General features: G+C 46.2%; 12 protein-coding genes and 1 tRNA gene. 10 read left to right on the top strand and 3 right to left on the bottom strand.

From position 1 onward, the window contains the following. Positions 1-96: 96 nt before the first annotated feature. The 4 genes from C6H04_RS00715 (at position 97) to C6H04_RS00700 (ending at position 4,866) form a co-directional block, all read left to right on the top strand. Entirely contained in the window at positions 97-816 is a 720-nt protein-coding gene (locus tag C6H04_RS00715; protein ID WP_104694979.1) for a triose-phosphate isomerase, read from the top strand. Beyond that, positions 813-1,832, top strand: a complete 1,020-nt coding sequence (gene lpxD / locus C6H04_RS00710) for a UDP-3-O-(3-hydroxymyristoyl)glucosamine N-acyltransferase (RefSeq protein WP_104694978.1) — start codon at positions 813-815, stop codon at positions 1,830-1,832. Before C6H04_RS00715 ends, lpxD begins: the two co-directional genes overlap by 4 nt. Then, positions 1,820-3,073: an MFS transporter gene (locus tag C6H04_RS00705; protein ID WP_104732045.1), complete on the top strand. Its 1,254-nt coding sequence runs from the start codon at positions 1,820-1,822 to the stop codon at positions 3,071-3,073. The genes lpxD and C6H04_RS00705 overlap by 13 nt, the downstream gene beginning before the upstream one ends. A gap of 185 nt (positions 3,074-3,258) precedes the next feature. After that, a complete protein-coding gene (locus C6H04_RS00700; protein ID WP_233711797.1) occupies positions 3,259-4,866 on the top strand; it encodes a methyl-accepting chemotaxis protein in 1,608 nt (535 codons plus the stop codon). Positions 4,867-5,629: 763 nt separating this feature from the next. Here the strand turns inward: C6H04_RS00700 and C6H04_RS00695 are convergent. Beyond that, positions 5,630-5,707 (bottom strand) — tRNA-Met (locus tag C6H04_RS00695). A gap of 46 nt (positions 5,708-5,753) precedes the next feature. Next, the gene (locus tag C6H04_RS00690; protein ID WP_104732043.1) at positions 5,754-6,218 is read right to left on the bottom strand and encodes an HP1233 family protein; all 465 of its coding nucleotides are present in this window, start codon (positions 6,216-6,218) and stop codon (positions 5,754-5,756) included. Positions 6,219-6,304: 86 nt separating this feature from the next. Here C6H04_RS00690 and truD point away from each other — a divergent pair, with 86 nt between their 5' ends. Continuing rightward, complete coding sequence (truD, locus tag C6H04_RS00685) at positions 6,305-7,423, top strand: tRNA pseudouridine(13) synthase TruD (RefSeq protein ID WP_199767062.1); 1,119 nt, start codon at positions 6,305-6,307, stop codon at positions 7,421-7,423. Between the two features lie 70 nt (positions 7,424-7,493). Continuing rightward, the gene (gene folE, locus C6H04_RS00680; RefSeq protein ID WP_199767061.1) at positions 7,494-8,015 is read left to right on the top strand and encodes a GTP cyclohydrolase I FolE; all 522 of its coding nucleotides are present in this window, start codon (positions 7,494-7,496) and stop codon (positions 8,013-8,015) included. Here the strand turns inward: folE and C6H04_RS00675 are convergent. After that, positions 8,012-9,172, bottom strand: a complete 1,161-nt coding sequence (locus C6H04_RS00675) for an FtsW/RodA/SpoVE family cell cycle protein (protein ID WP_104695164.1) — start codon at positions 9,170-9,172, stop codon at positions 8,012-8,014. The two genes, folE and C6H04_RS00675, sit on opposite strands and share 4 nt — an antisense overlap. Before the next feature lie 117 nt (positions 9,173-9,289). Here C6H04_RS00675 and flgB point away from each other — a divergent pair, with 117 nt between their 5' ends. The 4 genes from flgB to C6H04_RS00655 all read left to right on the top strand — a co-directional run bounded on the left by flgB (position 9,290) and on the right by C6H04_RS00655 (position 12,513). Beyond that, the gene (gene flgB, locus C6H04_RS00670) at positions 9,290-9,712 is read left to right on the top strand and encodes a flagellar basal body rod protein FlgB (RefSeq protein ID WP_104695165.1); all 423 of its coding nucleotides are present in this window, start codon (positions 9,290-9,292) and stop codon (positions 9,710-9,712) included. Between the two features lie 20 nt (positions 9,713-9,732). Then, the gene (flgC, locus tag C6H04_RS00665) at positions 9,733-10,224 is read left to right on the top strand and encodes a flagellar basal body rod protein FlgC (protein ID WP_104695166.1); all 492 of its coding nucleotides are present in this window, start codon (positions 9,733-9,735) and stop codon (positions 10,222-10,224) included. A gap of 85 nt (positions 10,225-10,309) precedes the next feature. After that, on the top strand, positions 10,310-10,612 hold the full coding sequence (gene fliE / locus C6H04_RS00660) for a flagellar hook-basal body complex protein FliE (protein WP_104695167.1): 303 nt from the start codon (positions 10,310-10,312) through the stop codon (positions 10,610-10,612). Positions 10,613-10,647: 35 nt separating this feature from the next. Further along, complete coding sequence (locus tag C6H04_RS00655) at positions 10,648-12,513, top strand: peptidoglycan D,D-transpeptidase FtsI family protein (RefSeq protein ID WP_104732042.1); 1,866 nt, start codon at positions 10,648-10,650, stop codon at positions 12,511-12,513. Positions 12,514-12,520: the final 7 nt, after the last annotated feature.

Raw genomic sequence — 12,520 nt, 5'->3', positions numbered from 1 at the left:
AGCGAAATTATCATACTTTTTGGGTTATCTTTGCCATCTTTTGCTAAGATTGCCATCTTTTGCTAAGATCATTTGAGTTTACTTGTGGAGTCAGTCGTGAAATATGTTTTAGCCAATCTTAAGTCTTACACTTTAGATCTGAGAATTTATTTAGAAACTTTGGAAAATCTACTCAAGCCCACAACCGCCCCCTATGTGGGCATTTTTCCTCCCCTGATTGAGTTGGGCGCACTCCAGTCTGCCTACGCGCACTTTAGCTTGGGCGCGCAAAACGCTTACCCAGCACTTGAGGGAGCGTTTAGCGGAGAAATCACCTTACAAGCCCTGCAGCAGAGGCAAATTAAGAGCGTGTTGATCGGGCATAGTGAGCGGCGCTTGCTCTTAAATGAGAGCGATGTGTTCTGTGTAAAGAAGTTCGAGTTTTTTGCCCAACATGGGTTTCAGATCGTCTTTTGTATCGGTGAGAGTTTGCCACAAAGAGAAGAGGGGGAAGACGCGCTTCTTCAACATCTCTTAGGACAATTACAAGGTATTGATTTAGAATATCCTAAGCTCATTATCGCTTACGAACCCATTTGGGCAATTGGTACGGGAGTGAGTGCAACGAGCAGTGCGATCGCGCATACTTTAGAAAATTTGCGCCAAAAACTCAAACCCAACCCCCTCATTATCTATGGCGGGAGTGTGCAATTAGATAATGTAGAAGAGATTTTGAATTTAGATGTAGTGGATGGGGTTTTGGTTGGTAAAGCGAGCTTAGACCCCCATGCCTTGGCCAAAATGGTTGCTATTTCTGCCACAAAGGAGTTTGTATGACACTCAGTGCGTTGCTAGAACACTACCAACTAGACATCGCTTTGCCCCCCAATTTTCGAGATTTTGAGGTAGCAGGGATTGCTCCTTTGGAGAATGCCACCCCCAACCACCTAAGCTATGTAGACCAAAAATCCTACCTGAAAAAAGTTAAAGACACACAGGCGGGCGCGATTTTTATCCGTGCTGAGCATGCGAGCAAAATTCCCTCCACTTCTTGTCCCCTTATCACCTCTAATCCTCATTTGGCCTTTGCGCGGGTTTCAGACGCGTTTAAAGCAAATATCTTCGCGCGTCCTATTAACCCCCACCCTCCCAAACTGGGTGAGGGTGTGGTTTTGATGCCCGGGGTGGTCTTGGGTGAGGGGGTGGAAGTGGGTGAGGGGAGTGTACTCATGGCTAATGTAGTGGTGGGCGATGGGGTCAAGATCGGTGCGCAGTGCAAGATTTACCCCAATGTTACTATTTATCAAAACACCTTAATTGGCAACCATGTGTACATTCACGCCAATAGTGTGATTGGCAGTGATGGTTTTGGTTACGCCCACACAGAGCAAGGGGAGCATGTTAAGATCGAGCATACCGGTATCGTGCAAATTGATGACCATGTCGAAATCGGAGCAAACACGACCATTGATCGTGCAGTTTTTGGGATTACTCACATTAAAGAGGGCGTAAAGATTGATAATTTGGTGCAAGTTGGACATAATTGCGTGCTAGGGGAACATTCCATCATTGTGGCACAAGTGGGGCTTTCTGGCTCTACGACTATGGGGCGCAATGTGGTCTTGGGTGGACAAGTAGGCACGGGGGGACACATGCACATTGGGGAATTTACTCAAATTGGAGGCAAGGGGGCAGTGGGCAAGGATTTACCCCCGCACACCAATTACGCCGGAGCGATCCCAGCGATGGAAATCCATGAATGGCATCATTTTTTGGCAACCCTGCGCCGTTTTGCCAAAAAACAAAAACCTAGTCTAATTGCTAAGGGGTTGTCCAAAGTATGGAAACGCTAGGACGCGCGCGCAAACGATCTATCATCGCTGCGACGAGTGGAAATTTGGTCGAGTGGTTTGATTTTTACATCTACGCTTTCAGCGCCACTTACTTTGCGCATGAATTTAGCACTTCTAGCAATCCCATTGTGCAGCAAATCAGTGTCTTTGGAGTCTTTGCAGCGGGGTTTTTAGCGCGCCCCTTAGGATCGTGGATTTTTGGGGCTTTAGCTGATAAAATCGGGCGTAAGCACTCGATGGTTATTTCTGTCATCGTGATGGCTTTGGGTTCTTTTATGATTGCTAGCCTTCCTAGCAAAGAGCTTGTGGGAGATTTTGCGATTTTCTTTCTCTTGGTGGCTAGACTTATTCAAGGCCTAAGTGTAGGAGGAGAATATGGAATTGTGGCGACTTATCTAGCCGAATTATCTGCAAAGGGGAGGCGCGGGTTTTATGGCTCTTTCCAGTATGTTACCCTGATTGGGGGGCAGTTTTTAGCGGTGGCAAGCATTGCGGTGTTGCTGGCTATCTTTGGTGTGGCGCAGATGAGTGCCTTTGCTTGGCGTTTTCTCTTTGTTTTAGGAGGCTTGCTGGCTCTGGGCTCGCTTGTGGCGCGCAGATTTATGGAAGAAAGTTCCAGCAATTTGGAAGAACACGAGCGACGCGGCACACTCAGAGCACTTGGTCCCCATTGGCGTTCCTGTGTGTTGGTGGCGGGTATCACGGCGGGAGGTTCGCTAGGCTTTTACACGATCACCACTTACGCCAAAACTTTTTTAGAAAATGCAGGTATGCCCAAGGTGGGAGTGAATGATCTCTTTTTGGTCGCTCTAGTGGTTCTGATGTGTATGCAGCCCCTCTTTGGATATGTGGGCGATAGAATCACTTTTAGACGCTCTATCGTTCTTTATGCTCTCTTGGCCCTTATAGGGATTTACCCTCTGTTCCAGGGCATGGCACATTATGCGAGCCACCCCAGTGTGGCTTTTGGCTTGGTGTTGTGCTTGTTTGCTATTTTAAGTTTTTATACTTCCGTTTCAGGGATTGTCAAAGCCCAACTCTTCCCCCAACATGTGCGCGCACTGGGTACGGGATTTAGCTTTGCGATTGCTAACGCTGTTTTTGGGGGCACGGCTCCCTACATAGCCCTACAATTCAAAAGTGCCCATATGGAAAATGGTTTTTTTGTCTATGTAGCCGTAGTAATGGGGATTGCACTCATTTGTGCGCTGTGTTTGCCCAAACAAAATGTCTTAGATTAAGAGTGCTCTAATGTGATGGCATGCGTGTTGGGTGCGTGTGTGTACTTGTGCGTTTAGACGCGTGCGTGTTTTTGTAGCCTCATAAAGGAGGAGTCATGTCTTTAAATCTACGCTGGAAAATCATACTTATTGTCCTTGGGTCTTTGTGCACATTAGGACTGGCAACGGCTTTTTTAAGCAACTATATGGAACGAGCAAGCTTTAAAAAGACTTTGGGGGCCTTTAATTCCAATGCGCTGGTAAAGCGTGAATCGGGCATTAAATACAATGTTTTTATTGCCACTTCTGGTTTGGCAGAGTATTTTAAACACAATTCTAGGGAAGTGGCCCTACACATGAGTGCTACCTACTTTAACAAGATCAACGCAGCTAAAGGACGGCTTTACATTGTTGCGCTGGAAAAAGATGGCACTCTTATTACTGATAGCATGCACCCAGAGTTAATAGGCAAAAAGGTGTTGGACTTCAAGGGCGTACGGGGAGATTATTATTTCAAAGAATTTACAGAACGCGCCTTGCGCGATCCTAAAGGTGGATTTTACCGCTGTCATCTTAAACGCCCCGCCCCTGAAATCAAGACAGAGGATTGTGTGAGCTATGCCTACCACGACCCAATAAGCGATTTGATCGTAGTGGCCGTGAGCTATGTGAGTGCTATCTACAAGACAATGGAAAAGGCAGAAGAGCAAGCCTATATTTTAGCCGATCATAATTTTCGCAATCTCTTATACTCTACTCTAGCGATCACACTGGGAATTATTCTCATTGCCTTTGTCCTCAATCATTTTTGGATTGTCAAACGCCTAGAAACATTAGTGGGAGTGGTGCGCAATTTTGCTAGCAGTCAAAAGGACCTCACCGCACGCATCCACATCAAAGGACGCGCTCAAGATGAAATTAGCTTGACTGCTAACCACATCAACAGCTTTTTAGAGCATGTTTGTGCGTTTAATAATGAGATCAAACACTGCAGTAACCAAAGTCGAGAATCTGCTTTATACCTGGAAAATGCCATGTTACACACTACAGAGGCAATCCAACAAACCGCCCGAGTCATTACCCAAGTCAGGGATGAGGGTGTTCAACTTTCCTCTAATTTAGCAGAGATGAATGGCGATGTTGAAGGCGTGGCAGGCGAATTAGGTAAGGCTTTGAACCTACTTGAGCAGAGCAAGGCGAGTGTAACCACGCTGTGTAATGCTATCGTGGAGGATGTTGCCAATGAGAGAGCTCTGATTACCCAAATTGAAGCCCTGAGCCAGAACACCAATAGTGCTAAAGATATTTTGGAAAGCATCGATAAGATCGCCAAGCAGACCAATTTATTAGCGCTGAATGCTGCCATTGAAGCTGCTAGAGCAGGTGAGCATGGGAGGGGTTTTGCCGTCGTGGCTGATGAGGTGAGCAATCTAGCGGCGCGTACACAACACGCTCTCACAGAAGTGAACACGACCCTCTCTAGCATCATACAAAATGTCGATGATGTGAGTCAAAAAATGAACCAACAGGCTACACGCATTGAAAAAGCCAATGTGTTGAGCAACTCGGTCCAAGAAACTTCCACACAAACAACAGAGTATCTGGAGCAACTCATTGAGCGCATTAAAGGGGTGAATATCCGCTTTGTTCATTTGGTCCAGGATACTCAGACTATTATTAACGAAGTGATTTCTGTGCAATCCTCGGCCAGTAAAACCTTGGAGAATGCAGAAAGCATGCAGGCCATCATGCAAGAGTCTAAAGAGCTAGCCCAGCAGATCGCGCATAAAACCAGTGACTACAAGACCATGTGAACCCCGCTATTCACGACAATCTTCCTCAAAATACATCTGTGTGAACTGCCCCTCCCTAAAGGAAGGAGCTTCCTAACTAAAGCGTCTTAACTGGCACTAACTCGAAAGGCTTTGCTGTTTATAGTCCGCAAGGCTAGTCCCTAACCCAGAAGACTTACAGACCCACTGATATGGGCGGAGATTAGTTGCCAACCTGTCATCGTGCTAGTTTTTAGTGGCTAGAATGAGCGCATCCAACTCTGCCACATCAGGTTTTCACTAACCTCACTTACCTATTGCAAGGTTAGCCTTTCTTTTCTTAGAGTGCACTTACATCTTAAGCCCTAAAGGGCGGAGTTTTACGCGCGGTGTGGATAAGGTTTTCCTGTCTCAGAGAGAGGATTGCTAATTCTAGCACAGCTAAAATGACCAGGTGCTTACATCCTAAGACCTGAAGAATGAAGTTTTTCACACAAAAGATAAATTATAAAGTTTATCTTTTGATCCAATCAAGTTTTCATTGAGTATGTTGTTGCAGGGCAAGTACTTTTGCAGGGTCTGCAGGCATTCCTGCTTTAAGAGCTTGGCTACCAAAGTTACCCGAAAAGCACAGGCACTCGAAAACAAGTATCGCCCAGAGTGAACCATTTTACTCAAAGGGAGGAGTCTCCTAGTTATAGAATGTCAATAGCCCTTGCATGCTAGGACGCATTCCGCACCAAACTGACAAACAAAGTCATCAAAAAAAAACAAAGTGAAGTGAGGTTTTCTTGAGAAATGGGAGTGGTGTCAAAGGGGGGACTTGAACCCCCGACCTCCGGCTTATGAGACCAGCGCTCTAAACCAGCTGAGCTACCTTGACGCAGACAAACGCCCATTATAAAGGCATTTTGCTTAAAAATAGTTGATTAGAGCATCACATCAAGGGCTTGGTAAGCCTGATCATAAGCATTTTTATAACGATCCACGAAATTTCGATCTAAGCCCAACGCCTTTTTAAATTGACTTTCTTGAATGGCTTGCAAGCCGTCAAGTTTGCGTTCGATCGCTTTAGCATCTTCTTGAATTTGCCCACCATAAAAACTCGTCAAACTATAAAGCGACTGGGCTGCCAAGCGTTTTTCATTCTCATTCATGCCTGCTGTAGCACGCAAAAACGCGCTATATTCATTGTCGCTCATCAGCTCCAACACTAAAAAACCATAGGTCTCGCGCTTCAAGCCATTGGGCTCGCGCTCCACTTTAGAAACCTCAGCGACTACCTGGGGCTGTTTCTCTTCCTTGACAGGCACGGGGGCCTCGCCGCGTTCCAAATGCGACGCATTCAACAAAGCGTATAGATTAGGTTGGTTGCGTATATCTTTAACTTCCATAGGTCCATCCTATCTCAGAGATACACTAGATAAAGCAAAAATCAGTCCAGTTTGATTTTAAAGCCCTCCAATGGCTATAATAAAAAATGCACATATTAGAATCGCCCTTTTTTCCTCTTGATGTACCCACGCGCTTCTTCGCTTCCACCCACGCGCCCATAGACTTTTACTTTAAAAAATGTAGCCGAGATTTTAGCGTGCTAGAAGAACCCCTTTACTCCTTTAGCGGTTCTGGTGAGCATGCCATACTTAAAGTGCGTAAAAAAGATAAAAGCACTTGGGAGATGCTTTCTATGCTTTCCCGGGTGAGCGGGTGCAAAATCGCAGACTTTGGCTATGCTGGGCTCAAAGATAAGCAAGCTATCAGCACGCAGTACATTTCCATGCCAAAAACTTACGCGCCTGCCCTAGAAAAATACGCCTCTACTTTGCTAGAACACGGCATTAAAATTTTAGAGATCACCGCCCATAGCCACAAAATCCGTTTAGGCCATCTCAAGGGTAACCACTTCCTTATGCGTCTTAAAAAGCTCAAACCCTTGGATGCGCAGAAAATAGAGCAGGTGTTGAGTTTTTTACAAACTTACGGCTTCCCCAACTACTTTGGGGCGCAACGCTTTGGCAAGAGTGGGGATAATTTCAAGCACCATGCCCCGCGCTCTAAAAAACTCAATGCCTTTTTTCTCTCCAGTTATCAAAGCCACCTTTTTAACCACTGGTTGAGCGCACGCATGCGCTTAAACACACTGATGCGCCACTTCAGCCCCCAAGAAATACATTCTGAGTTTGCTTTTTTAGACCTAAACGCCATCAAAATCCTACGAGATCAAGAACATTATTTTAAGCTCCTGGAGGGGGATATGCTCTGCCATTACCCCTTTGGAAAATACTTTGTCCATGACGATCTCTGTAATGGTGCGCGCCTGATCGCCCAAGAAGTCGCCCCTACGGGTCTGCTCACCGGGCAAAAGGCCGTGCATGCTCAAAAAGTGGCGTGGTCTTTAGAATACCCCTATGCCCACTTTCTTAAAGCAGTAGGGGATCGCCGTTATGCTCTCGTATTTCCTAGTGAGGTGCGTTTTACCTACCTTCCCCAAGAAGCCCAAGGCAAATTAGAGTTTTTTCTGCCCAAAGGGGCGTATGCCACGATCTTTTTAGAAGAAATTGCCGGGCGGGTTTTATTTTCTCCAAAGGAACGTACATGAACTTTAAAAATATAAGCACCCAAATTAGGTATCCTCTTTGCATTGTATAAAGCAGGATTTATGGGCTACATTGTGCACATGCATAGGTGAAGACCCCCAAAGAGAGGGGCTTAAAGACACCCCTAAGAGAGTCAAAGCCCTTTGGGGTCACCTCATGCAAGGTTACAGTTGCGATCCCGAGCAAATTTTACAGAGTGCTTTTAGTATCGAGCGTTGCGATGGGATTGTTTTGCTCAAGGACATTGAGTTCTATAGCATGTGCGAACACCATCTGCTGCCCTTTTTTGGGCATGTGAGTGTGGGCTATATCCCTAAAGATAGGGTCGTGGGGCTAGATGCGATCGCTAAATTAGTGGAGGCATTCTCAAGGCGTTTACAGATTCAAGAACGCTTGAGTGAAGAGATTGCAAGCACCTTCGAGCGGATTTTACAGCCTAAGGGCGTGGGGGTATTTTGCGTGGCTAAACACCTATGCATGGCCATGCGCGGGGTGCAAAAACAAGAAGCGGTGGTGAAAACCAGCGCGCTTAAAGGGCTCTTTAAGAGTGATGCGCGCACCCGCGCGGAGTTTATGCAATTACTACAATCCTAACTTCTAGCCTGTTTGGAGAGACATAGCACCAAGCCCAAGGCTAGGGCATTGGCAATGATGGAGCTTCCTCCATAACTCAAGAAGGGTACGGCAATTCCCTTGATGGGAATGATCCCACTCACTCCAAAGGCGTTGATAATGAAGGAAAAGCCCATGAGTAAGGCCACGCCCAAACAAAAGAGCATGTGTTTGGGATTGTCTAAGCGGTTGGTGATCTTAAACATCCCATGCAAGAGGGCTAACATCAATCCTACGCATACAAAGATCGCTACAAAGCCTAGCTCTTCAGCCAACCCGGCTAGGATCATGTCCGTATGCACCTCGCTTAAAAAACCCAGTTTGACCACCCCTTCGCCCAAACCTTGCCCCAATAACCCCCCATGCTTGATAGCGTTGGTGGCGTGGTAGATTTGATAGGGTTCGGGCAAATTGTCAATGCGTAGGCTGTTGGCAAGCTTGGAGGGCAAGAGAGAGAGGATCGAGCTTTGTAGATTAGACCACCAGAGTTTCATGCGCAAAATGCGGTGTGCGCTGGTGAAAATGGCCACGAGTCCGACAAGGAGCGCGAGAGTGAAAAAAATCTTAAAGAGTTTAAAGCTCCCCCCGGAGAAAATGAGCAAAAAGCCTAAGACAATGGCTAGTAAGATCACCTGCCCCAAATCGTTTTGCAACACCCCGATAAAAAAGGCAGCTAGCAAAAATAGGACGAAGTAAGGAATGAGAATCATCAACTCTTCTTTAACACTGGCCTTTTCTTGATTAAAGAAAGTGCGCGATAAACTCCAGGAGAGGAAAAATACAAAACCCACTTTAAAAAATTCTGTGGGTGCGAGCGAAAAGAAAGGGAGACGAATCCAGCGCTTGGCCCCTCCCGCACTAGAGGACATACTCTCAGGCAAGAAATTCATCAGCACAATGAGTAAAAACGAGCCAAAGAAAAGTATGAAGCCCAGTTTGACGAACCATTTATCCGGATTGAGCCATGAAATCCCCCACATGAGCACAATCCCCACCCCCACGGCCACCGCTTGGCGGATAAAAAAATGGAATTCTTGGTAACGGTATAGCAAAGTGGTGTAGGTGGAGAGAGAGTAACTCATCACCACGCTCAAGCCCATCAGCAGGCTCGCGTAGAGGAATAAACGGCGGTAGACCATCCAAGACCTTTGGAAAATATGTTTGGAAACTATGCTATAATTATACAAAATTTTGTAGGCTTGACTTTTAGGGTTATGGAATACTCCTTGCTTTTGAGCCTCTAAGAAAGGGTTCTTATGGATTTGTCTAAAGCCTATCCTCTAGTGTATAAGGCGATGGATTATCGCTCCTTGCGGCAGGATTTGATTGCGAGCAATATCGCCAATGTGGATACGCCTTTTTACCGCCCTAAGGATTTAGATTTTGAGACGATGTTAGCCCATAAAAAGGCCGAAGTGTTCGATCACCAAAAAGATAAGCACCTAAAGCTTGCCGAGACCAATCCGCGGCACTTAGAGCCTAAGGAGGTTGAGGACAATAGGGCGACCATCTTTTTTAGAGATGGGCACTTGGCTAAGAATGATGGCAATAGCGTGGATATTGATATTGAAACCTCAGAGATGGGCAAGAATTCTACCATGTACTTAGCCCTCACCACCGCGCTTAAGAAGCATAAGAGTATCGTCAATTACGCTATTGACGCAGCGAAGAATATTTAGATTAGAAGAGAGGACAGCCCATGTTTTTATCTAGTTTTGACATCAGCGGTTATGGATTATCCGCCCAAAGAGTGCGCGCCAATCTCATCTCTTCTAACATTGCCAACGCCAACACCACCCGCACCGATGAGGGCGGGCCTTACCGCCGCCAAGAGGCGATCTTCAAGTCCTTTGACTTCAACAAGGTGTTGAATGAGAAGCTCGCAGAGAATAATAATCTCATGGAGTATGAAGACCCCTTAGATGAGAGCAATGATATTGAAAAGCCCAATCCGCCTGTTATGGGGGTTTACATTGAAAAGATTGTGCGCGATGACAAGGCCCCGTTGCTCAAGTACGACCCCACCCATCCGGATGCGGACGCGAATGGTTATGTGTCCTACCCCAATGTGAACCCGGTCGTGGAGATGGCGGATTTGATCGAAGCCACGCGTGCCTATCAAGCCAATGTAGCGGCGTTCCAGAGCACTAAAAATATGGCAACCAATGCCATTGGCATGCTGCAAGCTTAATTTATAAAGAAAGGAGATTCTCTTTTGCGCATTTAAACATTCGCCAGAAGAGACGATATAGGTGAACACGATGCAAGGAGTCAATATGAAGACTTTATACACCGATATAGGGTTGAGCAAGACAAGCACTCCTTTAGATTCAAAAGCGCATGAGAATCTAATGGAAAAGGGGGAGTTCTCTGCGATGCTCAAGCATTCTATTGATGAACTCAACAACACCCAAAAGGAGTCCGATAGGGCGCTCGCAGACATGGCCACGGGGCAGGTCAAAGACCTGCATCAAGCAGCCATCGCTATTGGCAAGGCTGAAACCAGCATGAAGCTCATGCTAGAAGTGCGTAACAAGGCGATCAGTGCCTACAAAGAACTCTTAAGGACACAGATCTAATCTGCCTATGTGGCTTGTGCTTATGGGGTTTTTGAGTGAGCACTGAGCCTAATTCGAGTTTCCCCCACCCGAACCCTAGAAATCCAGAGCTAGACCCTAGACGCACAGAAAGGCTCCTGCTCATTTTTCTCGTGGTGGGAGGGTGTTTGTTGCTCTTTGTAGTGGTGATGTTTTTTAAGGCCATTCTGCCTAGAAAGATGCCTGCCTTTGTGGTTACTAAGACCAATATCGCCATGCGTGGCACCATTTATAGCCAGGATGGCTTTAGTCTAGCCAGCAGCCAAAAGCTCTTTAAGGTGAGTTTTAATCCCCTCTCCATCGATCCGGATAAACGGGATTTCTTTATCGATCTACTCTCCATCTATACCAGCATTCCTCGTGATCTCATCGCCCAAAAGGTCGCCCAAACTTCCTATGTTACCCTCTCTTATAGCATCAATGCCAACACAGCGGCTAGCTTGCGCCAGCTCAACGCTAAATTGCTCGCCTATAATGTTTTTGTAGAGTACGAAGATGCCAATAAAAAAATCATGCCCAAGGTAGGTTTGAGTATTGAAGTGAGTGGAATGGCCAGAAACTACCTCTACAAAGACAATTTTGAGCCTTTGGTGGGCTATGTCAAAAAAATCGACACTTCCAAGATCACCATGGTGCAGGGGGTTAAGGGGTTAGAGAAATTTGGGAATAAAAGACTTGCTGCTAAACACGACGGGCAAGACACTGGCAAACGCGATATTGGCTTTAATCTGATTGAAGATAAGAGTTTTGAGAGTATTGCTAGAGTCGATGGTTTTGATATCACTCTGAGTATTCCTCTAAAAATCCAGCGTGATTTAGAACGCCTCTTAGATAGAGCTAAGACCCACTATAAATCCCAGCAGATCATCGCAGGCGTATTCTCTCCCAGAAATGGAGAAATTTTGACCTTAGCCACTACAAAACGCTTTGATCCCAATAGTATTCAAAAGAGCGATTACCCTGCTTTGAATGTGGATGCGGTCGAGCTCTCTTTTGAACCCGGAAGCACAATTAAACCCATTGTTTACAGCCTTTTAGTAGATAAAAAGCGCATCGATACAACCCAGCCTATCGATTTAAGCCATGGCACTTACAAACTGGGCAAATATACCATCAAAGACGATCTCATTCCTCCCAAAAACGCCACGATTGAAGATGTGTTAGTGCGCTCCAGTAATATAGGCATGATCAAGCTCTCCAAACGACTCAGTGCCCAAGAGATGTATGAAGGGCTCAAAAGTTTTGGGGTGAGCGAGCCTACAGGAATCGATTTACCCTATGAAAAAACGGGATTGCTCCCCAGCGTGCGTTTACTGAATGGAGAGGTCTACAAGGGCAGTGTGTCCTATGGCTATGGCCTGCGCACTACCTTTATGCAGCTCCTGCGTGCTTATGGAGTTTTTGCCAATGATGGTTTTCTAGTTACCCCCCATTTAGCCCAACGCTTCAATGCCTCTAATGGAGATGTATATATTCCTGATTTCCCTCCTAAAAAACAGGTGATTAGCAAGGAAAGCGCGCGTAAGATGCAAGAGCTCTTAATCAAGGTCGTAACCCATGGCACAGGCAAGAGCGCGCAGGTAAGTGGGCTCACCATTGGGGGCAAGACGGGCACAGCGCGCACAGCCAATAAGGGTAAATACACCGATGTTTATAATAGTTCTTTCTTTGGCTTTGCTAAGGACAAGCAAAACACTTATGGTATTGGCGTAGTGGTCTTTGGTTCTTTGGGCAGTGAAGAATATTATGGTAGCCAAACAGCCGCGCCCATTTTTAAGCAGATCGTGCAGATGCTCATCAAAAACCAGTACCTCACTCCCACCTCAACACCCACTCCACCCCCAAAAGTTCCTACGCGTCCACCCCTATCTCCCAAGCATTAAGAGAAAT

Source organism: Helicobacter salomonis (genome assembly GCF_900197775.1).
In the GTDB taxonomy this organism is placed as follows: domain Bacteria; phylum Campylobacterota; class Campylobacteria; order Campylobacterales; family Helicobacteraceae; genus Helicobacter; species Helicobacter salomonis.
Note: the sequence above shows the minus strand (reverse complement) of the source record. Positions and strands in the feature narration are given on the sequence as shown.